23 protein-coding genes, 8 pseudogenes and 1 riboswitch are annotated in these 23997 nt (G+C 59.1%); of the genes and pseudogenes, 17 read left to right on the top strand and 14 right to left on the bottom strand.

Annotation, left to right across the window (positions count from 1 at the left end; translation table 11 throughout):
• Positions 1-15: 15 nt before the first annotated feature.
• Positions 16-714 (bottom strand): GntR family transcriptional regulator, encoded by a 699-nt coding sequence (locus tag LPJGGPFB_RS21665; protein WP_173421964.1) that lies wholly within the window; start codon positions 712-714, stop codon positions 16-18.
• Between the two features lie 280 nt (positions 715-994).
• On the opposite strand from LPJGGPFB_RS21665, the gene LPJGGPFB_RS21660 reads away from it, so the two are divergent.
• The 10 genes and pseudogenes from LPJGGPFB_RS21660 to LPJGGPFB_RS21625 all read left to right on the top strand — a co-directional run bounded on the left by LPJGGPFB_RS21660 (position 995) and on the right by LPJGGPFB_RS21625 (position 7330).
• Positions 995-2107, top strand: coding sequence for an ABC transporter ATP-binding protein (locus LPJGGPFB_RS21660; RefSeq protein WP_173421963.1), 1113 nt, complete (start codon positions 995-997; stop codon positions 2105-2107).
• A complete protein-coding gene (locus LPJGGPFB_RS21655; RefSeq protein ID WP_173421962.1) occupies positions 2104-3003 on the top strand; it encodes an ABC transporter permease in 900 nt (299 codons plus the stop codon). The genes LPJGGPFB_RS21660 and LPJGGPFB_RS21655 overlap by 4 nt, the downstream gene beginning before the upstream one ends.
• An 85-nt stretch (positions 3004-3088) precedes the next feature.
• Entirely contained in the window at positions 3089-3856 is a 768-nt protein-coding gene (locus LPJGGPFB_RS21650; protein WP_345791060.1) for an ABC transporter permease, read from the top strand.
• 48 nt (positions 3857-3904) lie between these two features.
• On the top strand, positions 3905-4975 hold the full coding sequence (locus LPJGGPFB_RS21645) for an ABC transporter substrate-binding protein (RefSeq protein ID WP_173421960.1): 1071 nt from the start codon (positions 3905-3907) through the stop codon (positions 4973-4975).
• 61 nt (positions 4976-5036) lie between these two features.
• Positions 5037-5111: pseudogene (locus LPJGGPFB_RS33740) on the top strand (type II toxin-antitoxin system HicA family toxin); the annotation flags it as partial.
• A gap of 5 nt (positions 5112-5116) precedes the next feature.
• Positions 5117-5429: pseudogene (locus tag LPJGGPFB_RS21640) on the top strand (type II toxin-antitoxin system HicB family antitoxin); the annotation flags it as partial.
• 909 nt (positions 5430-6338) lie between these two features.
• Positions 6339-6542 carry a hypothetical protein gene (locus tag LPJGGPFB_RS21635; protein ID WP_173421959.1) on the top strand — a complete coding sequence of 68 codons (204 nt, stop codon included), beginning with the start codon at positions 6339-6341 and terminating at the stop codon, positions 6540-6542.
• An 18-nt stretch (positions 6543-6560) separates the two neighbouring features.
• Positions 6561-6698 (top strand): annotated as a pseudogene (locus tag LPJGGPFB_RS33150) (recombinase family protein); the annotation flags it as partial.
• 68 nt (positions 6699-6766) lie between these two features.
• Entirely contained in the window at positions 6767-7015 is a 249-nt protein-coding gene (locus tag LPJGGPFB_RS21630) for a type II toxin-antitoxin system Phd/YefM family antitoxin (RefSeq protein WP_173421958.1), read from the top strand.
• Between the two features lie 21 nt (positions 7016-7036).
• Positions 7037-7330: a PIN domain-containing protein gene (locus tag LPJGGPFB_RS21625; RefSeq protein ID WP_173421075.1), complete on the top strand. Its 294-nt coding sequence runs from the start codon at positions 7037-7039 to the stop codon at positions 7328-7330.
• A gap of 5 nt (positions 7331-7335) precedes the next feature.
• On the opposite strand, the pseudogene repC reads toward LPJGGPFB_RS21625, so the two are convergent.
• Positions 7336-7479: pseudogene (gene repC, locus LPJGGPFB_RS21620) on the bottom strand (replication initiation protein RepC); the annotation flags it as partial.
• 49 nt (positions 7480-7528) lie between these two features.
• On the opposite strand from repC, the gene LPJGGPFB_RS21615 reads away from it, so the two are divergent.
• Positions 7529-7762 (top strand): DUF6429 family protein, encoded by a 234-nt coding sequence (locus LPJGGPFB_RS21615; protein WP_173421957.1) that lies wholly within the window; start codon positions 7529-7531, stop codon positions 7760-7762.
• On the opposite strand, the pseudogene LPJGGPFB_RS21610 reads toward LPJGGPFB_RS21615, so the two are convergent.
• Positions 7759-8014, bottom strand: a pseudogene (locus tag LPJGGPFB_RS21610) (transposase domain-containing protein); the annotation flags it as partial. The gene LPJGGPFB_RS21615 and the pseudogene LPJGGPFB_RS21610 overlap by 4 nt on opposite strands.
• Before the next feature lie 15 nt (positions 8015-8029).
• Here LPJGGPFB_RS21610 and LPJGGPFB_RS21605 point away from each other — a divergent pair.
• The 5 genes and pseudogenes from LPJGGPFB_RS21605 to LPJGGPFB_RS21585 all read left to right on the top strand — a co-directional run.
• Positions 8030-8473 (top strand): annotated as a pseudogene (locus LPJGGPFB_RS21605) (UPF0149 family protein); the annotation flags it as partial.
• A 287-nt stretch (positions 8474-8760) separates the two neighbouring features.
• Positions 8761-10068 carry a sn-glycerol-3-phosphate ABC transporter substrate-binding protein UgpB gene (ugpB, locus tag LPJGGPFB_RS21600; RefSeq protein ID WP_234902952.1) on the top strand — a complete coding sequence of 436 codons (1308 nt, stop codon included), beginning with the start codon at positions 8761-8763 and terminating at the stop codon, positions 10066-10068.
• 72 nt (positions 10069-10140) lie between these two features.
• The gene (gene ugpA, locus LPJGGPFB_RS21595) at positions 10141-11022 is read left to right on the top strand and encodes a sn-glycerol-3-phosphate ABC transporter permease UgpA (protein WP_173421955.1); all 882 of its coding nucleotides are present in this window, start codon (positions 10141-10143) and stop codon (positions 11020-11022) included.
• 9 nt (positions 11023-11031) lie between these two features.
• A complete protein-coding gene (gene ugpE / locus LPJGGPFB_RS21590) occupies positions 11032-11880 on the top strand; it encodes a sn-glycerol-3-phosphate ABC transporter permease UgpE (protein ID WP_173421954.1) in 849 nt (282 codons plus the stop codon).
• Positions 11880-12932, top strand: coding sequence for a sn-glycerol-3-phosphate import ATP-binding protein UgpC (locus LPJGGPFB_RS21585; protein WP_173421953.1), 1053 nt, complete (start codon positions 11880-11882; stop codon positions 12930-12932). The genes ugpE and LPJGGPFB_RS21585 overlap by 1 nt, the downstream gene beginning before the upstream one ends.
• A 137-nt stretch (positions 12933-13069) precedes the next feature.
• Here LPJGGPFB_RS21585 and LPJGGPFB_RS21580 read toward each other — a convergent pair whose 3' ends face one another.
• The 9 genes from LPJGGPFB_RS21580 to LPJGGPFB_RS21540 form a co-directional block, all read right to left on the bottom strand.
• Complete coding sequence (locus tag LPJGGPFB_RS21580; RefSeq protein WP_173422272.1) at positions 13070-13999, bottom strand: nucleotidyltransferase and HEPN domain-containing protein; 930 nt, start codon at positions 13997-13999, stop codon at positions 13070-13072.
• 468 nt (positions 14000-14467) lie between these two features.
• Positions 14468-15580 (bottom strand): IS110 family RNA-guided transposase, encoded by a 1113-nt coding sequence (locus LPJGGPFB_RS21575; RefSeq protein WP_173421952.1) that lies wholly within the window; start codon positions 15578-15580, stop codon positions 14468-14470.
• A 171-nt stretch (positions 15581-15751) separates the two neighbouring features.
• Positions 15752-16753, bottom strand: coding sequence for a TRAP transporter substrate-binding protein (locus LPJGGPFB_RS21570; RefSeq protein WP_173421951.1), 1002 nt, complete (start codon positions 16751-16753; stop codon positions 15752-15754).
• Between the two features lie 20 nt (positions 16754-16773).
• Positions 16774-18663, bottom strand: coding sequence for a TRAP transporter large permease (locus tag LPJGGPFB_RS21565; RefSeq protein WP_173421950.1), 1890 nt, complete (start codon positions 18661-18663; stop codon positions 16774-16776).
• Positions 18653-19462 carry a bifunctional hydroxymethylpyrimidine kinase/phosphomethylpyrimidine kinase gene (gene thiD / locus LPJGGPFB_RS21560; protein ID WP_173421949.1) on the bottom strand — a complete coding sequence of 270 codons (810 nt, stop codon included), beginning with the start codon at positions 19460-19462 and terminating at the stop codon, positions 18653-18655. The genes LPJGGPFB_RS21565 and thiD overlap by 11 nt, the downstream gene beginning before the upstream one ends.
• A complete protein-coding gene (gene thiE, locus LPJGGPFB_RS21555) occupies positions 19459-20121 on the bottom strand; it encodes a thiamine phosphate synthase (protein ID WP_173421948.1) in 663 nt (220 codons plus the stop codon). The genes thiD and thiE overlap by 4 nt, the downstream gene beginning before the upstream one ends.
• On the bottom strand, positions 20108-20845 hold the full coding sequence (locus LPJGGPFB_RS21550) for a hydroxyethylthiazole kinase (protein ID WP_234902951.1): 738 nt from the start codon (positions 20843-20845) through the stop codon (positions 20108-20110). Before LPJGGPFB_RS21550 ends, thiE begins: the two co-directional genes overlap by 14 nt.
• Entirely contained in the window at positions 20845-21789 is a 945-nt protein-coding gene (locus tag LPJGGPFB_RS21545; RefSeq protein ID WP_427858295.1) for an ABC transporter substrate-binding protein, read from the bottom strand. Before LPJGGPFB_RS21545 ends, LPJGGPFB_RS21550 begins: the two co-directional genes overlap by 1 nt.
• 37 nt (positions 21790-21826) lie before the next feature.
• A complete protein-coding gene (locus LPJGGPFB_RS21540; protein ID WP_173421945.1) occupies positions 21827-22570 on the bottom strand; it encodes an ABC transporter permease in 744 nt (247 codons plus the stop codon).
• A 141-nt stretch (positions 22571-22711) separates the two neighbouring features.
• Positions 22712-22814: riboswitch (TPP riboswitch) on the bottom strand.
• Positions 22815-23089: 275 nt separating this feature from the next.
• Between LPJGGPFB_RS21540 and LPJGGPFB_RS21535 the strand changes: the two genes are divergently transcribed.
• Positions 23090-23407 carry a hypothetical protein gene (locus tag LPJGGPFB_RS21535; RefSeq protein WP_173421074.1) on the top strand — a complete coding sequence of 106 codons (318 nt, stop codon included), beginning with the start codon at positions 23090-23092 and terminating at the stop codon, positions 23405-23407.
• Here the strand turns inward: LPJGGPFB_RS21535 and LPJGGPFB_RS21530 are convergent.
• Both LPJGGPFB_RS21530 and LPJGGPFB_RS21525 read right to left on the bottom strand, forming a co-directional pair.
• A pseudogene (locus tag LPJGGPFB_RS21530) lies at positions 23296-23606 on the bottom strand (IS3 family transposase); the annotation flags it as partial. The gene LPJGGPFB_RS21535 and the pseudogene LPJGGPFB_RS21530 overlap by 112 nt on opposite strands.
• Positions 23607-23879 (bottom strand): annotated as a pseudogene (locus LPJGGPFB_RS21525) (IS66 family transposase); the annotation flags it as partial.
• Between the last annotated feature and the right edge of the window lie 118 nt (positions 23880-23997).

Genomic DNA, 23997 nt, shown 5'->3' with positions numbered 1-23997 from the left:
CATACAACAAATTATCTACGCCACATGAAGGGTCGCCTTCTCACGACAAGCCCGCTTCAGACGCCGATAACCGTCGCGAATATCATTCTCAATCGCGGCCCTGACGCTGGCGCCGTCCCGCTCCTGCAGCGCCTCCATAGCAACCTCATGGTTGTGAACGCCAAAGCGCTCCTTTGCGAACTCCGGATAGAGGTTATGCAAGGAAGGGCCGATGCGCAGCCAAAGTGTCTCGATCATCAAGACAAGATGCGGCAGTTTTGCCAGGCGATAGATCGCAAAGTGGAACTCCTTGTTATGCCAAAGGGCGTCCGCATATCGCCCGGCGTCGAGCGCTGAATTGATCTGCTTTTGCAGCAATCCAAGAGCTTCGACATCATCGTCGGCAACATGTTCGCCAGCCTGTTGCGCCGCCAAGCCCTCGAGCGCCAGGCGAATAAGCGTGATCTCCTTGAGGGCGTCTGCGTCAAGGACAGGCACGACGACCGTCTTTGGACCGGCATAGACGAGCGCAGCTTCGCTGGCCAATCGATTGATCGCATCACGCGCAGGAGTGGTGCTCACATCCAATTCTTGCGCAACAGCCCTCACGGTCAGCTTATGGCCGGGACGGTAGACGCCACGGATGATGCGCTCCTTCATCTGGCGATATGCGGCATCACCAAGGCTCTCCGCAGAACGATCGGGATTGCTCAGTTCTTTCACATGGGCCGCCATTCAGTCTCCTCGCTCGGTTGACAATGCAATATTTTGATGCAACAAAATTGAAATGTGAAAGTTTCGCAAAGGTTTTGTCGCATCAACAATCCCTAGCAGCTTTCTTGATTAACGTCACGAGTGCCGCCTGCCAGCTTGGCGCGGATTCTTCATCAGCATTGCTTGTCCCGACGGCGCCACGGGGTCGCTCGTTGGACTTATCCGTACGTGGCCGCCTCGCGGCCTTCTATGAGGTTCGACGCCGTAGATCGTCGCCGGAACAGTTGAAAGGAAGTCAGAGTTGATTGGTCAATATTTGTCTCTTGTTGGGCTTGAGAAGCATTTCGGCAGTGTCAGGGCGGTCACAAGCCTGTCACTTGAGATCGGGGCGGGTGAGTTTGTTTCGCTTGTGGGTCCTTCCGGTTCCGGCAAGACGACGGCATTAAACATGATCGCGGGATTTGAAGGACCGAGCGCCGGCAAGATCGTCATTGGAGGTCGCGATGTTACGCATGTTGCTCCCAACCGTCGCGGCATCGGCATGGTGTTCCAGAAGTACGCTTTGTTTCCGCATCTGACGGTTCGACAGAACATTGCTTTTCCGCTGCGCATGCGAAGACAATCAAACAAGACGCGGATTGCCACGCGGGTCGGGGAGATGCTCGAACTCGTGCAGCTCTCAAGCTATGGCGAGCGCTACCCCCAGCAATTGTCCGGCGGCCAGCAACAGCGTGTTGCCTTGGCGCGCGCGCTGGCATTCGAACCGCCCGTTCTATTGATGGATGAACCACTGGGCGCGCTGGACAAAAAGCTACGGGAGGCGATGCAGTTCGAAATCAAGCGCCTGCAAGAGCGGCTGGGCGCAACAGTTGTCTATGTGACGCATGACCAGGACGAGGCACTGACGATGTCGGACCGCGTAGCGGTTATGGCAGGCGGCGAGTTGAAGCAGTTCGGCACGCCGACGGAACTCTACCGGTATCCGAATTCCGCATTTGTCGCCGATTTCATCGGACGTATGAACTTCATAGAAGGCAATTGCGTCGAGAACGCAGGTGGCACGGCCGTGGTGCGTCTTTCAGACGACACGGTTCTCTCCATTCGCGCGCAAGGTCTGCCGGCAACCGCAATGGCCGGGCAAACCATAAAGCTCGCGATACGCCCAGAGCGGGTCCGCGTTGCCAGGCGCGGTGAAGGTGGTTCGGGTTGCCTTGCGGCGGTCGTTCAGACCTGCGTCTTCGTCGGCTCGGTCCATATTCTCGTGGTTCGGCTGGAAAGCCGCCCGGACGTTTTGTTGCAGATACAGTTGCCTGCCGAAGGCGGGCTGCCGTTTCAGGAGCGGGATACGGTTGACCTCCTGCTTGATGATGGCGCCATCCACTTGTTTGCGAACACGGAAAGGCACGCGGCATGAGCGGGCCTTCCGAAGTTCTGCAGCCGACTTCTCCCCACCAGCGACGATCGACTGCGGCATCCGCGCGGTTTTATTCGCGTGGCGTTTCGGTGTGCTTGGCGGCGCCCCTCGTCGTGGCTCTGGCCATCGGGTTCGTCTACCCCGTCACCCGGCTTGTTGGCTTGAGTTTTGAGGGCGGAAGCCTTGAGCAATATCGGCGTCTTGTTGCCGAGCCGCTCTATCTCGGCGTGTTGGCGAGTACGGTCAAGGTTGCCTTCATTGTGACGATTGCAAGCCTTCTTCTCGGCTTTCCCGTCGCCTATCTGATGGCACGGTTGAGACATGGCATCGCCATGGTGGTTGCGGCCTGCGTCTTCATACCTTTGTGGACCTCGGTTCTGGTCAGATCCTATGCCTGGGTGGTGCTTCTCCAGCGCAACGGCATCGTCAATACGCTACTAGCCGATGCCGGTATCACCGACGGGCCGATGAAGCTGATCTACACGCAGGGTGCGGTGATCGTCGCAATGACGCATGTGCTGATGCCGTTCATGATCCTGCCGATCTATTCAACCCTGCGGACATTGCCGCCCGACTATAACAGGGCTGCGCGGAACCTGGGAGCTGGCGCGTTTCGCGCGTTCATCAGCATCACATTGCCTCTCAGCCTGCCGGGTGTCTTTGCCGGCAGCGTTTTGTGCTTCGTCCTTGCGCTGGGCTTTTACATCACGCCGGCGTTGGTAGGCGGTCCCGGATCGATGCTCATGGCGACCCTGATCGGACAGCAGACGACTGTGCTGCTCGACTGGCCGTTTGCCGCAGCGCTGTCGACGGTGCTTTTGACCGTGACGCTGATCTTCGTTTTCCTGTTTCGAAAGACACTCTCGCTCAGCAAGGGATTGCACAGTGTCCACTGATCTCACCCACTCCACCAATCGTCTGTCACCGGTTCGCGACCTTTACGACTCGGCCGCCGTTCAGGTCTTCGCCAAGGCTTTTGGCGTGACTATTCTGGCTGTCGTCATCGGCTGCGTCCTTTTCTTCCTACTGCTGCCAACGTTGATCGTCATCCCGATGTCGCTTAGCGAAAAGGACTATATTGAGTTTCCAACGAGCGGGCTCACCCTCAAATGGTACCGCGCCTATTTCAGCGATCCGGACTGGATGGCGGCAACCTGGTTCAGCCTTAAGATCGCACTTGCCACGACTGCGACCGCTACGATTATGGGCACGATGGCCGCGCTCGCGATCGTGCGCGGGCGTCTCCCCTTCAGTTCGGCGTTGCAAGCGCTTGCGCTCGGGCCGATGATCGTGCCGCACATTGTGCTCGGCGTCGCCCTTTATCTGGTGTTCTCGCCGCTGCAACTGACGGGCAACTTCCTCGGCTTTCTCATCGCCCATACGGTCCTTGCCACACCTTACGTGATGATCACAGTGACGGCGGCGCTGCAACGCTTCGACCCGGCGCTGGAACTGGCAGCGTTGAACTGCGGCGCCAACAGGCTGCAAGCCTTCGCCCTTGTGGTCTTGCCCAATATTGCACCGGGGGTGGCAGCAGGGGCGGTGTTTGCCTTTCTGGCGTCGTTCGATGAAGCCACGGTCGCGTTCTTCATCTCGGATATCGGCGGCAAGTCGATCGGTCGCAAGATGTTCGAAGATATCGACTTCAACCTCACGCCCGTCATCGCAGCTGTTTCGACGGTGCTGGTCGTCATCTCCCTCCTGTTGATGGGCGCCATTCACTTGGCCAATGCCCAAAAGCGCGGCTGAGCAAGTGCGCGATCCATTTCCCCTGCCAACCCTACAAAGGAAACTGCCATGATTTCATTTCCGCTGCGTTGGACGAGAGCTCACCGAGTGGTGGCTGCAAGCGCCTTGTCTCTTTTATCCTGGTCCTCGGTATCGCTTGCAACCGAGCAGGTTGTCATCGCTTCGACGGGCGGTGCCTACGACCGCGCGCTGAAAGCGGCCTGGTTCGATCCCTTCACAAAGGCGACCGGGATTGAGGTCGTGACGGTTGTTGCGACCAATGCTGAAATGCGGGCCAAAGTCGCGGCGATGGTGAAGACTGGGAATGTCACCTGGGATCTTTATCTCGACGGTGAGATCCAGGCGGCATCGACGGCCCACAAGGCGGTCACGGAGGACCTGACGGATTTCTGCAAACAGTTTGCCGGACGAAAAGATCTCGGCCCAAACGCCTGTGCTGCCGGCGGCGCGCTGTTGCAGTCGACGGCGACGTTGCTCGCCTATCGAACCGGCGATGGCGGACCGACACCTGAGACCTGGGCCGATATGTGGGATAGCAAGACCTTTTCCGGCGAGCGGGCATTTCCCAATTTCGACGACCCCTGGCGTGTGATGGCAGCGGCGCTGCTTGCCGATGGCGTCAGCCGAGAAGAGCTGTTTCCGCTCGACGTGGAACGGGCGCTGAAAAAACTCGACGAAATCCGGCCCGCGGTTTCAGTCTGGTGGAAAACTGGCGATCAGAGTGTGCAAGGCTTTCGCAATGGCGACTATTCGATTGGGCAGATTTGGCTGACGCGCGCCAAGGCGATGCAGAACGAAGGTTTACCGATTGGATGGTCCTATAAGGCATCGTTTCTGGTCGGCGACCGCATTGCGCTCGTCAAAGGAGCACAGAATCGCGACAACGCACTGAAACTGATGGCCTTCTGGCTGAATTCGCCGGAGGCGCAGGCGATGGCTTGCGAAGTGCTCTCGTGCACACCGCCAAGCACCGACGCGATCGCCTTGATGTCGGAAGAGGTACGCAAGACGATGCCGCATGCGAACGAGGTTCGGGACTTTATGGTTGTCCCCGACGCTGAATGGATCAACGCCAATGCGGCGCAATTGCTGCAACGCTGGAACGAGTGGCTTCGCTAGCGCGAAACACCCGCAAAACAACCGAACATCAAACAGATAGCTTGGGTCTTCCTAAAAAACGAAGCCTGGCCGGGTTACGGTCCCGCATCCAAAAAGGGATATCCCGATCAAGCAATCCGGCTCGAAACTGAGGTGACGACCATGCGCAACTATATTGGACTGATCCACAAGGACGCCGACAGTGACTACGGTGCTTCCTTTCCCGATTTTCCTGGTGTCGTAACCGCCGGTACCAACCTCGATGAGGCGCGCGCGAAGGTCGAGGAAGCCTTGGCGCTGCACGTCGAAGGTCTTGTAGAGGACGGGGAGGCTATTCCTGAGCCATCTAGCCTTGAAAATGTTATGTCAGACCTTGAAAATAAAGACGGTGTGGCCATTCATCGTTGCGATGAAGACTGCGGCGAAAAAGGCAGTTCGCGTCAACGTTTCACTCGCTGAAGACGTTCTGCGGAAGCGCATGGCTTAACGAGCGCACAATGCGAGATCAAATGCGCCAACGCGACCGCACGGCGCCTGGTGCCCAGTCGGCTGGGCATCTCCGTGAAACTGGCTTCGGGCGCGTGTGTGCCCACGCTGGTCATGCTGCACGGACCAAACTAGGATGAGCGTACCAGGCGGCGGCCGCCATTGCGGCCAGAGCCCGTTCGCGCGCGGCTTGACCGGTTAAAAGGGTCGCCGCAGGAGGTTCAGCGCAAGCGCCGGCCGCAGGCCGGGAACCGGGACCGACCACCCCCGGCAAGCCGCTCCGCTTTCCCGAGAGATGTCACCCTTCGCCACCAGATCGTCATGAGCCTAACAGGCAGATCCCCCGCTCGTGCAGAATGCATGGAAGAAGACATAGTGGCGCTCGTATGGTGGCTTGAAAAACGCCGCCAGCAGCCCCTTCGGCCGCCGAGGTTCCAGAAGATGCGTACGATGGCGGGACTCTGAAGCCGCTCGATGGTTCGCTTGGCTAGCGTCGTAGCGCATGTGGAGACGAAAAGGCCCCTTCTCCTGCAAGCAAGAGAAAGGGCCCCGTCTGAGCGTTCGAATTCACAGACGCTACGATGATGCTCAATTCAAACCTGATCGCAATAGCGCGACGACACAACTTATGAATTTTTCTGTTATTCAGCCTTCCGGGCATCGTAGCCAGCCTCGTTCAACACCGCGCCAAGGCTAGCCGCTTCGGTCTCAACCTTCCCGACGGCCCGTTCAGTGTGAGCTGAGGCAGCAGTCGGCTTATCGAGGCTCGCTGCTGCAGATGACGCCGGTGTACTATCGATCTTGATCACCAAGGGTCGCTTCGGACACAGTTTCAACCTCTTTTGACGCAATTGGGATTGGTGATCCAAAAGAAATCACGGACCGGAGAAACGTAAGCGTGAGCGACACCGATAGGCCACATCCATCAACGGTAGTACTGTTTGCGAGGAACTATCTGGCTCAAAGGGACAGCATCGCTAACCAGCTCCGGGACGCAATTGCCAATGGCCGCACCAGCGATGCCGGCAAGCTGCTGATTAAGCTAACCGCACACGAAAAATACATCGTCGACAACCGCTTGGAGCGGTTCAGGAAGTCGTAGACAACAGACAACCGCATGATTCGGGAGATTGGGGCGCAGCTCAAGAAACTTTACGAGCGTACGCCACGCGGCGGGACCAAATGGTCGCCTTCATCTGTCAAGAATCTGTGTGATCGCGCGAGGCGATCCGGACTTCTGGCGATCGAAGCGGCGTAACCGTCCTTTGACCCTGAGTGGGGTCAAGCCCATACATAGTTATATGTGACCACTTTACGGAGGCGCCGATGTCCACTGTCAGTTTAAAGGATGCGAAAGCTGGTCTCTCCAGCTATGTCGATGAAGCCATCAAGGGCGAATTCGTCACGATCACCCGGCATGGAAAGCCGGTAGCTGCTCTTGTCCCCTTACAGCCGGCGGAGATTGCACAGCGCGCCCTTAAACCCCGTCGTTCCAGCTTCGTTTCATACCTGAAGACCTTTCCCGGCGGAGAGTTTGAGCGCAATACCTCGCCTTCACGGGATGTCGCTCTTTGACAGCATATCTCCTCGACACGAATGTGGTCTGGCTATTGTCACCTTTCGCGGACCGAGACCGCGACGGGGCTGATCGCGTGGCTGGACAAGGCTGAAGACACAACTGAGTTTTTCCTGTCGGTCACAGTCCACGAGATCGAGCGCGGGATCATGTTGCTCGAGCGGAAAGGTGCTGCCGCCAAGGCAAACGGTCTCAGGCGCTGGATGGACGGCCTGTTCTCGACATACGAGGATCGGATCCTGTCGATCGACGCAGCGGTTTCTGCGATTTCCGGCAAGCTCGAAGCCGAAGCAATTGCTTCGGGACGGGATTGAAGTCTCTTGCTTTCGTCCAGCGTGGCGCGCAGCAGGGCCATGACCATTGACCAGGTCGAGAATTTTCCTTCCCTCGCCTTGTCGGTCAGGCTGCGCAGATAGCCGCCGGCGCTGTTGATCTGGTCTGCACGCTGGTAGATCGTACGCATACGCTGAAGGCCGCAGGATATTGGGTCGCGGGCATGTTATCATTTCGGCATGGAGATCGACGAGGACAAGATCGACGACGCTGTCCTGGCGCTACTATGGCTGACGCTGCATGACGGGCGTCGGGCGTGGAAGGGTTTTGATTGGGATACGACAGATCGATTGTTCAAAAAGGGCCTGATCGGCGATCCGGCGAACAAGACGAAGTCATTGATCTTGACGGATGAAGGCCTCCAGCGCTCGGAGGAGCTTTTTCGAGCATTGTTTACGCGGCAGCCGCGTTAGCAGCCCTTTTTCGCTTTCCAATTCCAAGGCAAAAGCTCGTCAATCTTGCTGACCGGATCATCGGCGATGCGGGCGAGCACATGGGCAAGCCAAGCTTGAGGACCGATGTCATTAAAGCTTGGCGGTCATGATCAGCGTCGCCATGAATGCGGCCCGCTCAGCACCGCGGTCGGAGCTGGTGAACAACCACAATTTTCTGCCGAGAGCGAAGCCGCGCAGCGCCCGTTCGGCGGTATTGTTAGTCAGGCAAATCAGGCAGATTGCAGCATGACGGATCATAGCCAGGCTCCAACCGCACGATCAAAGCTGGGCGACGAGGCATTCGCAGCCTTCATGCAGAGGCGTCGGCCATTGCCGCCATGAGCGGCCTGGACGGTTATCTAACGGCCCTCATCATCCATCATCGGACCGAAGTTCATCGATCCGCGCCAGTGGATCCCGCTGCTCATCGGTCCCGACGCCTTGAATGCGCCGATGGAAACGACCGAACACCAGGCCGTGCAGACCATCGTTGCAGAATATAACCGGATATCGGCGAGCCAGGCGGAAACACCTGGGAAACATCGCCCCCGCTTCAGCCAGATCGATGCTCAAACCTATGACAGCATGGATTGGCGTGTCGGTTTCCTGCTGAGTACCGACTTCGCCGAAAAGCAGTGGCGACCCGTCATTTGCGGTCATGTCGTGACCGGCGATATCATCGCCCCAATCGGTGTCAATGCCGCATTAACACCAGCTATCTGAAGCTATGATCCGATTAATACGTTGTCGGCACAGATTGGTTTCTGCAGATACTAACGATCGGAGGGGTGCTGAACCGCAGCCCTCCGAGGCTCAGTGGAACAGGCATTCCGGCGGCAAATTTTCGTTGCATATTCATTTCATTTCGTTTCTACTACTTTTTGGTTTCGCAACGAAGGTTGTGCAAGCTTCGGTCGAGGAGGATCGAATCCGCCGGGCCCGCCTAATAGCCTGGCTTTTGAGAAATGGGAGGAATTATGTTCAGACATTTGAACTGGACCGTTGTGGTCGCGTCCGTATTTTCAGCCGGCTTTGCCTCGAATGCGCTGGCAGCCACCGAGCTTTCCTGGTGGCATGCCATGACCGGCGCCAACAACGAGGTCGTCGACAAGCTGGCAAAGGAGTTCAACGACAGCCAGACCGCCTACAAGGTGGTTCCGGTCTTCAAGGGCACCTACCCGGAAACGTTGAACGCCGGCATTGCCGCATTCCGTTCCAAGCAGGCCCCCGCTATCCTGCAGGTCTTCGATGCCGGCAGTGGCGTGATGCTGGGCGCCGAAGGCGCAATCTTGCCGGTGGCAGAGGTGCTTCAGAAAGGCGGTTACGAATTCAACAAGGACCAGTACCTGCCCGGGATCGTCGCCTATTATTCGAAGGCTGACGGCACGATGCTGTCCTTCCCCTACAATTCGTCGTCGCCGATCCTCTACTACAACAAGGATGCGTTCGCGAAAGCCGGCCTTGATGCGGAGAATCCGCCGAAGACCTGGCCGGAAGTGTTCGACGCAGCCAAGAAGATCAAGGCCAGCGGCGCTTCAGCCTGCGGATTCACTTCTACCTGGCTCACCTGGATCCAGACAGAGAACTTCGCGGCCTGGAACAACGTGCCTTACGGAACCAATGAGAACGGCCTTGCCGGTCTCGACGTCGAACTCAAGGTCGACGCGCCGCTGTTCGTCCAGCATTTCCAGGCGATTGCAGATCTCGCCAAGGACGGCACGTTTCGCTATGGCGGCCGCACCTCGGAGGCCAAGCAGCTCTTCACTTCAGGTGAATGCGCCATTCTGACGGAATCATCGGGCGGTCTCGGCGACATCATCAAGTCGGGCATTAAGTACGGCATCGGCCAGTTGCCCTATTACGACGGCAACGGTCCGCAGAACACGATCCCCGGCGGCGCAAGCCTTTGGGTGTTCGGCGACAAGTCCGATGATGAATACAAGGGCATCGCCGAGTTCTTCAACTTCCTGTCGAAGACGGAAATCCAGGCACGACTGCATCAGGTCTCGGGCTATCTGCCCGTCACCCTTGCCGCCTACGACGAAACCAAGAAGTCGGGCTTCTATGAAAAGAACCCCGGCCGCGAGACGCCGATCCTGCAGATGATGGGCAAGGCGCCGACGGAAAACTCCAAGGGTGTGCGGCTCGTCAATCTTCCTCAGGTGAGAGACATTCTCAACGAGGAGTTCGAGGCAATGCTTGCCGGTCAGAAGGATGCGCAAGCGGCCCTGACCGAAGGCACCAAGAAGGCGAACGCTGCAATCGCGGCAGCCATCGGAAACTAAACGACGCAAAAGCAGACCCACCCCGGCACCACCCAGGGTGGGTCATCTCCTCATGCAAAGAAGGGGGCCGCTTTGCAGCCTGTCGTCTTTCCCAATAAAATCCTGCCTTATCTCCTGCTCGCGCCGCAGATCGTGCTTACGGTCATCTTCTTCTTTTGGCCGGCGAGCCAGGCTCTTTATCAATCGGTGCTGCGTGAAGACCCGTTCGGCCTGAAATCCGGTTTCGTCGGCCTCGCCAACTTTCGCGCCGTGCTTTCAAATCCGGATTATCTCCACTCCCTGGAAGTGACTGTCGGCTTCAGCCTGGCAACGGCACTGCTGTCGATGGGCATGGCCCTTTTGTTGGCAACGGCGGCAGACCGGGTGGTTCGCGGCAGAAACGTCTATCGCACGCTGCTGATCTGGCCCTATGCGGTCGCACCAGCCGTGGCCGGCATGCTGTGGCTCTTCATGTTCAATCCGGCGATGGGCACATTTGCCTATATCCTGCGGCGGAACGGCTTTGCCTGGGATCCGCTCCTGAACGGTAATCAGGCCATGGTCCTGGTCATCGTTGCGGCCGCCTGGAAGCAGATCAGCTATAATTTCCTGTTCTTCGTCGCCGGACTGCAGGCGATCCCGAAATCGCTGATCGAGGCTGCTTCGATAGATGGCGCACGAGGCGCGCGGCGTTTCTGGACGATCGTCTTCCCGCTGCTGGCGCCCACAACCTTCTTCCTGCTCGTGGTCAACACGGTCTACGCCTTCTTCGACACGTTCGGCATTATCCATGCAGTGACCGGCGGCGGCCCGGCAAAGGCGACGGAAACGCTCGTCTACAAGGTCTACAATGATGGCTTCGTCAATCTCAACCTCGGCAGCTCTGCGGCGCAGTCGGTCATTCTCATGGTCATAGTCGTCGCATTGACGGCGTTCCAGTTCCGCTTCGTCGAGAAGCGGGTTCACTACTCATGAGGCGATCAGATGATTGAAAAACGTCCCATCGCCAATTTCATCGGCCATCTCGTGCTGATCATCGGCGTCATCATCGTCGCCTTTCCGATCTACTACACCTTCGTTGCCTCCACCCGCACCTCAGTCGAAATTATCCGTCCGCCGGTGTCGCTGGCAATCGGTGATCATCTGACCGAGAACTATACGGAGGCCATGTCCGGTGGGGTCGAGCGCGTTGTCGGTGTCAGCCTTGAACGGCTCTTGTTCAATTCGACCGTCGTTGCCACTGCGATCGCGGTCGGCAAGATCGTCATCTCCTTCCTGTCGGCTTTCGCGATCGTGTTCTTCCGCTTTCCGCTGAAGATGTTTTTCTTCTGGATGATCTTCATTACGCTGATGCTTCCGGTCGAGGTGCGCATCCTGCCCACATACAAGGTGATCGTCGACCTCGGCCTGATCGACACCTATGCCGGCCTGACGCTACCGCTGATGGCGTCGGCAACGGCGACATTTCTCTTCCGGCAATTCTTTCTGACGATCCCGGGAGAGCTTGTGGAAGCGGCCCGCATTGACAATGCCGGCCCGTTTCGTTTCATGCGCGACATCCTGCTTCCGCTTTCAAAAACCAACATTGCAGCGCTGTTCGTCATCCTCTTCATCTATGGCTGGACGCAATATCTCTGGCCGTTGCTGGTGACCAACGATGCCAAGATGAACACCATCATCATCGGCCTGCGCCGCATGGTCGATTTCACCGACGCCTCGACCCCCTGGAACTACGTGATGGTGACGGCGATCCTGGCGATCATCCCGCCGATCCTCGTCGTCGTCCTGATGCAGCGCTGGTTCGTCAAAGGACTTGTGGAGACTGAGAAGTAATGGCTCAAATTACCTTAAACAATGTCCGCAAGGTCTATGGCGGCAATATCGAGGCGATCAAGGGTGTATCCCTCGAGATCGATGATGGCGAACTCGTCGTCCTGGTCGGCCCTTCCGGATGCGGAAAGTCCACCCTTCTGCGTATGATCGCAGGTCTCGAAAGCATCAGCTCCGGCGAGATCGCCATTGGCGACCGAACGGTCAATGATCTGGAACCGGCCGAGCGCGACATCGCGATGGTGTTTCAAAACTACGCGCTCTACCCGCATATGACCGTGCATCAGAACCTTGCCTATGGGCTGAAGAACCGCAACACGCCGAAGGACGAGATCGAACGCCGTATCGCCAAGGCTGCAAAAACCCTAGAGATCGAACCCTATCTCCAGCGCAAACCGCGCCAGCTTTCCGGCGGTCAACGCCAGCGCGTCGCCATGGGACGTGCGATCGTGCGCGAACCGGCTGCGTTCCTGTTCGATGAACCGCTCTCCAATCTCGATGCAAAGCTGAGGGGCCAGATGCGCATCGAAATCAAACGGTTGCAGCGGTCTCTTGGCACGACCAGCGTTTACGTGACGCACGACCAGATGGAGGCCATGACGCTTGCCGATAAGCTGGTGGTGGTCAACGGCGGACAGATCGAGCAGGTCGGATCGCCAATCGAACTCTACGAAAAGCCGGCAACGACCTTTGTGGCAACGTTTATCGGCTCGCCGTCGATGAATCTGCTCAAACATGCTGAAACTCTTGAAGGCTGGTCGATCTTACCCAATGTGCCGAAACCAACAGGCGCATTCACCATCGGCATCCGCCCGGAAGACCTCACAGTCTGTGAACCGGACGCAGCAGACTTGGATTTCACCGCCAAGGTCCGCATCGACAGCATCGAACTTGTCGGCGCAGAAAGCTATGTGCACGGCAAATTCGCCAATGGTCAGGATCTAGTGTTCCGAGTTCCTGGACGCTCGGTAAGGCAGATCGACGACCATGTCGTGGTCGGAGCGAAGGCCAAGGACCTGCATGTGTTCGACGATAGGGGCCGGCGCGTGACCTAACATCATGAGGACTTGGCGGGCGGAGAACCCAGCTAAGGTCACTTCGCCCTTCAGCGCCATCGAGCGCCCCAACGCGTTTCGATCGAAAAGCCAAGGAAGAATATCAAGATCGCAGCACAACTAACTGATATCTCTTTCTATTCTAGAAGCTTCCCAGCGCTTTCGTCTTCTGCTTTGAGTCTTTCAAGGTGGGAGCGGCAGGCTTTTTCTACTAGATCGATCAGCATCGCGGTCCGGGCGAGTAGCCACACCAATGCTTCCTCGGTGATTTCATAGTGCCGAGAATAACGTGCTTTTACATAGGCTTCGTTGACGATATTAAACCAAGAAACGAAGCGCTGATGATCAACCCTCCAGACCTCAGCCAATTCCCTGTACTGCTCTTCAGCAAGACCGCGCAGGAATTTCAGATTGTGGGATGCAGGGCTGTAGTTCGTCAGTACCAGTAACACGGTGGCGTAGGCTTGCTCGATTGACTGATGCAAAAGAAAGGAGGCCTCTTTCCACATGCTCGCCGTCGCCGCGGAACGAGAGAGCTGCAAAAAGTTAACCGCAGTAACTATCCGGGTTTCGTAATGCTCTTTCGCCACACGACGCGCATCTGCCGGTGTCAGCGGTTTCGGCATTGCTAAAGGCTCATCATCGAGTTCGTAGAGCACTACGCCGTCCCGTCGAATGTCAACAAAGAAGTACCGTCCGTCATAGAGAGCGGTATTCACCTCGCGCCGGGAGTGCACGATCAAGCTAGTGGGTGTTTCGATCCCCGACAGCCGCAGCAGACGATCCTGTGCCTTCGCCCAATAACGTGCGAAATCCGTCAACTTACTGTTGTTCACAACAACAAGGATATCGTAGTCCGAGCGGTAACCCTTTTTCGTGTGCGGCTCATCGACCCAGTTTCCGCGAGCGTGAGAACCGAACAAAATTATCTTCAGAATGCGGCCGCGCTTCTTAAAGTCGGCGGTGCCGTCCTTCAGCGCGTCCTCGAACTCCTCATGCAGAACCTCGACGATGCGAGCGAGTTCCCGCTGCATACGCTCAGGAAGATGAGCGATGCTCGATTTCATCGGCGCGTGGTTGTGTTGTGGACCCTGCATTCGTCAACCTGTGGCATGCGATTCGCGACACTCTAAACCGCGAGCATGGCAGTGAAAACCCTCTTATGACCGTGGTCAAGGGTGATACGCGCACTTATGCGTCCATGTCTTTGACACCGATTTTGTTACCGCTGATGGGGCAGCACGGGGACGGGATGGGCCTTCAGACGACGGTTGATCCAGCTCTTATCCGCGGGTTGGTTACCGCACTTCCGTAATTCGTCTTGGGCCATCCCTGTCTAGAAGTCGGGCGTTGGAATCTGATGTCCAGCCACATAGGGTCGCCGGGAATTCCCCACCGCGGCCCATCCCGTCTCCGTGCTGCCCCTGATGTCCGCCGAGGCTCCGGCGCGGGCAAAGCCCCTCAATGAGGCGGCGCCCGCGCTGGGGGGCAGCTGGTTGCAACTTGGACCTTTAAGGGAGCAGCGCACCGCATCGTCAGCGCACCGGTTCGACCTGGTGGCCGATGGCCCACAGGAACGCTGCCATCTCGCGCGCGATCGCCGCAACGACGATGGGGTTTTTCTTGCCCGCAGCCGTCAGGCGCCGGTAGCGGCCGCACAGCCGCGTCTGCGCTTTCCAGGCGATCTCCCGCACCGCCTTCGGCAGACCCTCAAGCCGGACGCGAATGGTTTCCGTCACCCTGGCGGCATGGCGATAGCTCCAGGCGCCCTCGACCAGGACGCGGCGCGCACGGCGGTTTCCGGCCAGCGTCAGGCCGCCGCGTTTGACCGTCTCGCCAGTCGACCGTTCCGAGGGTACGAGGCCCAGGAAAGCCATCAACTGCCGCGGGTTGTCGAAGCGGCGTACATCGCCGACTTGGCTGACGAAGGTGACGGCAACAAGGAAAGAGACGCCGCGAAGCGCCTGATAGGCCGTGACCACCGCTGCCATAGACCAACTCGGCACCAGCTCGGCCAGCTGAGCATCCAGCCGCGCCAGCCGGTTCTGCGCATCGGTGATCGCGTCGATCTGGTCCTGGAAGACGATTTGCTGGACCGGGTGATCGAACTTCTGTGACGCCAGCCAGCGGACATGCGCACGGCTCCAATTCTTGTGGCCAGTAAACACGCGGCCATGGCGCAGCAGGAACGAGAGCAGTTGCTGGCGTTTCTTGCGCAAATCTTCGCTCGCTGCGGCCCGCACCCGCACCAGATCGCGCACCGCTTCATGCACCGTGTCGGGAACCCATATTCCCTTCAACTCATCTGCCCGCAAAAGCCGCGCCAGGCTGACCGCATCGCGCCGGTTCGTCTTGACCCGTTCGCCCGCCCGCTTCGGGATCAGCGAGGGCGCGACGACATCACAGCGGTGGCCGAGTTCAACGAGCTGGCGATAAAGCCCATAACCGGTCGGACCCGCTTCGTAGCAGAAGTGCAGGCGTCGAGACTTGCTCTCCAACTTGCGCACGAACCGTTCCACGGCCGCCGGCGTCGCCTCGATCTCGCCGAAATACCGAACTTCTCCATTGCGTCCGCTCTCGGCAATTGCGATCGCGTGCTTGGCTTTCGAGACATCGACACCGACGTAAAAAACGCTATCCTCGGTCATGGTCCGTCCTTTCCTTGCTGGGGCTCGGCTCGGCACTCCCAAGCAACCCCCGTTTGCTTTACAGCTGCAAAGACTAGGACGGGCCGCCGCTCAGACCACGGTCATAACGTCTAGCAATATTATGAAACAGCAGGAAGATTTCAGCTTTCGCGCCTTACCGGCCAAGCTATCCTAACCCATTGCCTGCACAGACTCGATTGCTTCCATGCCGCCGACCTTCGCGGCGTAGGCCGCCCAAACCTTTCGTGCGCCCGCGACCCAGTCTTCGCGATCTTCGGCGGCATGCAAGCGCGCACCGGCAGCCTTCGCCGTTTCGACAGAGGCAGCCTCATCGGCAACGATCAATGCGTTGAAATGCCGCGCGCCCTCTATAGCTGCATGCCGGAAGACGTCCCGCTCCTCAGATGTCAGGCTGTTCCAGAAGGGTTTGGCAAAGACGATGGCGCCGGATGCCCAGATGTGGCCAGTCTCGATCACGTCAGGCACGACTTCGTAGAGCTTGAATCCGGCATATGCCGACTTCGTCAGGTCCATGGCGTCGACGACGCCCGTTGCAAGCGCGTTATATGTCTCGGTGATCGGCAGGCCGACCGAGACGGCGCCGAAGCTCTCCCATAGCGCCGCATGAAGCGGGCTCTGGATGACGCGCAATCTCTTTCCGGCAACATCGCCGGGATGCATCAAGGGTTCCTTGGCGAGCAGATGCCGCGCACCGTAGTTGACATAATCTCCAACGATGAAGCCCTCACCCTCAAGCTTCACCTTCAGCGCGTCACCAGCGTTCGAAGTGACTGCCGCGCGGACATGGTCGGCATCGCGGAAGAGAAACGGCATATCGAAGAGCTGGCTCTCGGGCACCCAGGCAGATAGGGCCGACAGAGTGGACAAGCTCCCCTGGATGGCGCCCAACCGCAGCCCCTCGTTGACATCTTTCTCGCCCCCAAGGGCCGCGTTCGGGACAATGTTGAAGGCAAACCGCCCTGGAAGCGCGGCCTCGACGAGGTCACGGATCTTGAGCCAGACCTTGGTTTCCGGTTTGTTTTCGCCCAGCAGCGAAGCGATGAGCACTGGGCGTGCGGCGGAGGCCTGGCCCGTCAAAGCCGGGGTAGCAAGCGCTGCGGCACCGGTGGCAAGCAGGCTCAGGTTGAACGCACGGCGATTGAGGCGAAGCATTTCGATCCCTCCCAAAGGGTTCAAAAACAGGCAACGAGTGCTGCGGAAAAACTGAGAAGTCCAAGTGCCGATAACAGTGCGAGCAGATAGGGCCGCGACGCGGCAAACAGCGCGACCGCGGGCACGCCGGAAGCGTTGCCGACGGTCTGCACGAGGATGCCGACGGGTGGTGTCAAACCGCCGATCATCAGATTGACGACCAGGATGACGCCGAAATGAATTGGATCGATGCCGGCGGAAACGGCGATCGGCAGCGTCAAGGGCGCGAACAGCAGGATCGCTGCGCCGATATCGAGGAAGAGCCCAACACCGAGCAAGAGGGGATTGAGCGCGGCAATCACAAGGAACGGATTGGACCCGAGCCAACTCGCTGCAGACGACAGGTGAGCCGCAACGCCATCAACCGCGATGAGAAATGCGAAGGGCGCGGCCGAACCGATCAACAGCAGGATCGCGGTGGTTTCGCGCGCCGATTGGCGGAAAGCGGCGCAGACCTCGTAAACGGCTGTCCGCTTCAAGAAAGCTGCGATCAGGGTATAGGCCGCCGCAAGCGCTGCAGCTTCCGTGGGTGAGACCACGCCGGCGCGAATACCGGCGACGACGATGATTCCGAGACCGAAGGCGGGCAGCGCCCGTACACCGAGCCGTCGGGACTCTCCGGCGGATGCCCTGGCGGTGCGCGCCGTCGTCGCGCCGTTTACGTGGATGGCAACGGCAAGCGTAGCTGCCATGAGCAGACCCGCCACGAAGCCCCCGGCCAGAAGCTTGCCGGTCGACAAGTCCGCGGCTGCCGCCAGAATCAGAAAGGCGATCGATGGCGGGATGATATTGTCGAGCACCGAGACGGCAGCAATCAGCGCGCCGGCGCGCGCAGGCGGCGTGCCGTGCGCTGTTAGCTGCGGCATGAAGGCGGCAGTGCCGAAGGCCGCATTGGCGATCGACGAGCCGGAGGCTCCGGAAAACAGAACACCTGTCAGCAGTACGGTTTGACCGAGCCCGGCGCGGCGGTGGCCGACAAGGGCGGCGGCAAAGCAAACTAGGTCACTGGCGATCCCTGACGCAGTCAAAAGCGCGCCGGCGAGCAGGAAAAATGGAATGGCGGTCAGAAGATAGCGCGACAGGCCGGACAATGTGGTCGCCGCCATCGCCTCCTCCGGCATCGGCGCGCCGAATGCGACGGTAACATAGGCCGCAGCGATGAAAGCATGGGGGAGCGGCGTTCCGGCGAGAATTGCCACAAGTGCAAGACAGCACAGCATGAAGCTCGGCGACACCAGGTCCAAAGGTGGCACCGCGCCGACCGCCCAATGTAATCCCACAGCAATCGCAAGCATCGAGGCGAACGCGACAAGCCGGCCGTCCGCGACGTGGCGGAGCAGGATCGCGACAATCGCCAGCACTCCTCCGGCGCTCAGCATGGCCGGGCGCAGTCCCTCGGAAAGGCCGAGCGAGGGCGAAACACCGCCGAGATCGAGCGCCGCCTTTCCGCTGCCGGATATCACGACGATGCAGGCGACCAGAGTGATGGCGCCGGAAAACAAAGTGCGCAGATCCCGGCGCATGAAGCTTTTTTTCGACGAAAATGGCTTGGTACCCCCGTCGTCGACGATGAGCTCCAAGTCGCGCGCCGATGGTCCGTGATCACGGCCATCTCTAGACGCCGACCGTCCCTCGAATAAATCGATCCGCAACCCCTTCGCCGTCGAAGCGAGCGGTAGCCCAATCGAGACAAGCGTTACCAGCAGCCAACTTGCCGCTTCTTCCGCACCGGTAAAGCCGCTTGCAGCAACAAACCGAAGAGCGACGGAAACCGTCACGGTCGCGAGCAGGACCGCAAGCGTCAACGCCCCGGCAAGCTCGAGCGCTCGCTCCAGCCGCAGCGACAGAGCTTGCGCCATGCTAGCGAGCATCGGGCTGCCACCAGCGGTGGAAGTGATGGACCGGTCCCCGCCCCTGTCCGACTTTTAGTTCTCCGGCGGCAACGATGGCACCGTGCAGATAATCCTTGGCAGCGATTACGGCATCCGCCAAGGAAAGCCCGCGTGCCAGCCCGGCGGCAATCGCCGCCGACAGAGTGCAGCCCGTACCGTGGTCATTCGTGGTTTCAATGCGCTGCGCCGTCAACCGAACAGGCTCTCCCCCATCAAAGAAGATATCCGTCGCCTCGGGGCCGTCCCCGTGCCCGCCTTTGATCAGAACCGAGCGCGCGCCAGCTTTTAGAATGATCTCGGCCTGATGGGCCATCTCAGTCTCATCCGTCGCAATCGAGCGCCCGGTCAGCAATGCCGCTTCCGGCAGGTTCGGCGTTGCAACCAGCGCCATCGGCAGCAACTCCTCGCGAAGCGCCGCAATGGCATCCGGGCGCAGTAGAGCGTCACCTGATGTGGCCACCATCACGGGATCGAGCACTGCCATCTTGCCATATCGCCGAAGCCCCTTGGCGATTACGGCGATTGTTTCCTCGCGAGACACCATGCCGATCTTCACCGCTCCAACAGCAAGGTCCGAAAACACCGCATCAATTTGAGCCTCGACAATCGCCGGCGAGATATCCTCGACGGCCGTCACACCTCGGGTGTTCTGTGCGGTGATCGCCGTGATGACGCTTGCCCCATAGGCGCCGAGAGCGGAAAAAGTCTTCAGGTCTGCCTGGATTCCCGCTCCGCCGCCGGAATCGGACCCCGCAATGGTGACAGCAATGGCAGTCATCGTGCAGCCTCCTTCAACGCACTATCGACGCATGCCCGCAACTCACGGGTGGCTGCCGCCGGGTCCACTGCAGCAAAGATTGCGGAAATGACCGCGACGCCATCGGCCCCAACGGCAACGACCTCCCCGGCGCGCTGCGCATTTATCCCGGCTATGGCTCCGACCGGCAGATCCGGCTTAGCCGTGAGAAGCGCCGCGCGAAGCCTAGCGAACCCTTCCAGACCGACCGGGGGATCGGGATTGCGTTTCGACAGCGTCTCGTAGACCCCACCGATACAGGCGTAATCGATCGGCGAACCAATCGCGGCCCGCGCATCCGCATCGTTCTTGACCGTCAAGCCGATGATCGCAGCATCGCCCATCATCGAACGCGCCTTGGCCGCGTCCATGTCGTCCCGCCCGAGATGGACGCCATCGGCGCCCGCCGCGATCGCCACATCGACGCGATCGTTGATAACAAAAGGCACGCTGGTTCCGGCAAGGGCAGCACCGATTGCCCGCGCCTGTTCGATCATCTCTCGTGTCGAGTTCGTCTTGTCGCGATACTGGATGAGTGTCGCGCCATTGAGCGCAGCGGTACGCGCCAGGTCAGCCAAATTCCCTTTGTCCGCAAGGCGCGCATCGACGAGGGCATTCAGTCGATAATCAACCTTCGGCATAAGAAATCCTGGCATTGGCAATGATATCCTCAGGGCGGAGCGATGCGAGCGCATCGCGGAAGGCGGCCTCGAAGGTCCCGGGACCACTGGATCGTTCCGCGGCAATCTCCGCGGCGATACCGCTTGTCAGTAGCGCACCCGTGGCTGCCTTCAGGCGATCCGGCTGGACGACCATGAAGGCCGCGATCAAGGCACCCGAGAGGCACCCGGTGCCCGTGACTTGCGCCATAAAGGGGTGGCCGTTCTCAATCCGGGTCGTATGTCGATCCAGCGTGAGTTCATCGACGGCCCCCGTCTTGATTTTCAACACACCGTTGGCATCACCGATGATGTCCATCTCGCTTGCGTTGCCGCGAACAACGGAGGGCCCGAAAGCCGAGAGTTCCCGGGCGAAAGCGAGCCGCGATGGCGAATAATCGCAATGCACGGGATCGATGATCCACGGCTTGTGGGTGTCGCGCGCAACGGCTGTTGCCAGGCGGATCGCCGCGCGCCGTCCTTCATCCAGCGTGCCTAGATTGACAACGAGCACATCGGCGCGCCGGGCAAAGGCCTCGACCTCTTCTGTCGATGATGTCATGGAGGGGATCGCGCCAAGCGCCGCGAGGCCATCCGCCACGAACTTCTGCACCACCGTGTTCATCAAGCAGTGTACACGGGGTCGCTGTTGCCGGACCCGCGCCAGCGATGCAGCAGCATTTTCGACGAATCCAGTTTCGCTCATCATCGGATTTCCACCGCGATGTTCTCGACATCAGGTGCCTGGCTGATCAGCCCGCTTTCAGCAAGGAACTTGCCAAACCGCTCGTAGCGGCCACGATCAAGTGCGGCCGGCCTTTTGGCAAAGCGCGGCAGGGTGTCGGCGAACGCTCTGCGGTTGAGCTCGTCATCAAGGTTCGGATAGGCCTTGACGAAAAGCTTCCAGGCTTCGTCAGGGTGGTTGGTGAGGAAAATTGCCCCCCTCTCCACCGCGGCAAGGAAGAGCGGCAAGCGCCCGTCGCCAACCTTTGCCTTGTCGGCAACGAAGACGAGCTCGTCATAAACCGGCACGCCATGCTCTTCGGGGAAGAATGACCGGCCTTCATGTCCCTCGATACGCATCTGTGTCAGCTCGAAATTCCGGAAGCCGCCGATCGTTGCATCGACCTTGCCAGCGATCAGCGACGGGGACAGGGCGAAGTTGACGTTGATGAGCTCGACGTCCTCCTTCTTGAGGCCGGCCGAGGCAAGCATTCGGCCGAGCATCGCATCCTCGAAACCGGAGACGGAAAAGCCGATCTTCTTGCCCTTCAGGTCGGCAAGGCTGCGGATCGGACTGTCGTCAAGGATGGTGACGGTGTTGAGCGGGGTCTCGACCAGAGTGCCAATGCGAACGAGCGGCAAACCCGCCGCATGATCGAGATAGAGGTTCGGCTGATAGTGCACGCCGATATCAGCCTGCCCCGCAGCGACGAGACGCGGCACGCTCGAGGGATCGGCCGGAGGGAAGAGCTCGACATCGAGCCCGACCTTTTTGAACAGGCCGAGCTCTTTGGCGACGACGATGGGGGCATGGTCTGGATTGACGAACCACTCCAGCATCACCGTCAATTTTTCTGCCGCTATTACGGAGCCGGCGGAAAGGACGACGCCGAGCGCGAGGCTGGCGGAAAGCAGGAATTTGCGGATCATAATGTTATGAACTCTCCCAATCGATCTCAAAAATTCAGGTTTCTCGCGCCCAATGCGCGAGTGGACGGGTTGCCTCATCGACGAGAAGCCTGAGGCCGACGGCAAGCACGGCGAGAATGGCCATGGCGGCAAAGACGACATCTGTCTGCATGCGGGCATTTGCCTGGACGATCACGAAGCCAAGCCCCGCCGAGGCGCCGACCCATTCGCCGACGACGGCACCCAGCGGCGCAAGGGGAGCGGCAATGCGCAGGCCGGTCACCAGCCCGGGCAGCGCCAGCGGCAGCCGCACAAGCCGCAATGCCTGCCAGTGGCTCGCCTTGGTCAGCGCGACGGCATCAAGGATCTGCGTATCTGTACGGCGCAGACCGTCCGAGAACGCAGAGACAACCGGAAAGAAGATGATGATGGCCGCCATCACGATCTTCGAAACCATGCCGAAGCCGAACCACAGCACCAGCAAAGGTGCGATGACGAAGACAGGAAAGGCCTGCAGGACGAGCACAAAGGGCCAGACGAGCTTTCCGAACCGCGGAAAAGCCGCCAGCCCGATCGCCGTCGCAACGCCGAACGCCGTGCCGACCGCGAGCCCGGCCAGCATCTCGGCGATCGTCACAAAGCTCTGCTCAAGCAGAAATTCTGGCTGCCGTGCAAAGACAGCCAAGACCTCGATCGGCGTTGGTAACAGATAGCGCGGCAGCGCAAACACGACGACCGCCCCTTGCCAGAGGACAGCCAGCACAGCAAGGCTACGAACAAATGTGAAAGCCAAGCGCATCGCCGGTCAGCCGACGCAGCAACCCGGACAAAATGCAAACCCGCCATCCGGCGGCAACTTGGCAAAAAACAGCAACGATCGATCTCCAGACAAAACATCACGGAGACCCAGGTGAAAGCGAAGACGCGATTAGTTTGCCGAAACCGGCTCTTTTCCCGTTCCTACGCCGGCATGACCCGGATCAGGTTCAAGGGTCCGGCTCACCGCCATCTCAGCACTGTCAAGTGCTCCCCTCGGAATAGTTTGATTTTATGGGAGAATTTCGAATGACTGTCAACGGCACTTCTAAAAAATTGGTCTTCCGAGACCGCTAAAACCCCCGAAACGTCAATTTTCTTGTCAATTTTTTCGCCGAATCCAGTCATCGGCGATGCTTGCACCACTCAAACTTGAAAATGAAAAAACGTAGCGAAAGATATTATTTCGTCATAACGTTTCCCGCGATGAAGGAAACGGCGAAGAGCCACGATTACGAATACATGCACCACACAGAAATAGTCGCCGCCAACCCGCGATTATGTGGAATACTGGTCCGAAAGGATAAATGCCGCCGACCAGCTTACCGAACTCAACCCGGTCGAGCTTGCGGCAACGGTTGGCGCGATTGACGCCCCCGAAATGAACCTGCGTCAGGCATTCGAAGAATTCCAGCGGCTTCACCCGGAAAAGGTTCGTGAGAAGAACCTGCGGTTGAAGTCGTCCAGGACGTTCAACAGCCGGAATTACCTGCCATCCTCCAGACGGTCTGCCATGAAATCCATGGACCAGACCATGTTGGGCGCCTCCGGCAAAGCAAGTGCATCCGGCTTGTCCCGCTTCAAACGCTTGCGTGGCTAGATCCTGAGGTTCAGTTCCAGCTCACGGTAGATGCGGTAGACGCGCTTGTGGTTCCAGCGATGTCCCTGGACGTTGCGCAGGTAAAGGAAACACAAGCCGAAGCCCCAGGTCCTCTTCGCCCTCGTCAGCCCGATCAACAGGTCGGCGATCTGCTTGTTCTCAGCGTTCAGCTTGCGCTGTAACGATAGCAGGTCTCGCTCGCGGCAATGCCGGTCTTTATCTCCTCGAAGACGAACGCGCCTTGTTCATCCGGATCAGTGTCACTGCTCTTGCCCTGCTTTTCCGAGCGTCGGCCATACCGGTACCGATCAAAGGCTTTGAGGACCTGCTTCAGCTTGGCGATCTGTTCGTCTGCGTCCGCATTGCGGGCTTTCAGATCAGCGGCTTCGTTCTCCAGGAGGTCGGCGCGCGCAGCCTTTTCGGCCATCGCCAGGATCATGGCTTTCAGCGCGTCAACGTCATCAGGAAGCATGCCCTGATATAGAGCATATTCTGCTGGGAATTTCTTGCCGTTTCAGGCCCCTGATTCACTCTGCCGCAGGGCTTTTACCCAACAAATTCCGGCCGTTTCACCACAACAGTGCGCACAC

The sequence above is a fragment of the Ensifer adhaerens genome (genome assembly GCF_013283195.1).
Classification (GTDB): Bacteria; Pseudomonadota; Alphaproteobacteria; order Rhizobiales; family Rhizobiaceae; genus Ensifer; species Ensifer adhaerens_G.
The sequence above is the reverse complement of the archived record's forward strand: the minus strand, read 5'-3'. Positions and strand labels throughout refer to the sequence as shown.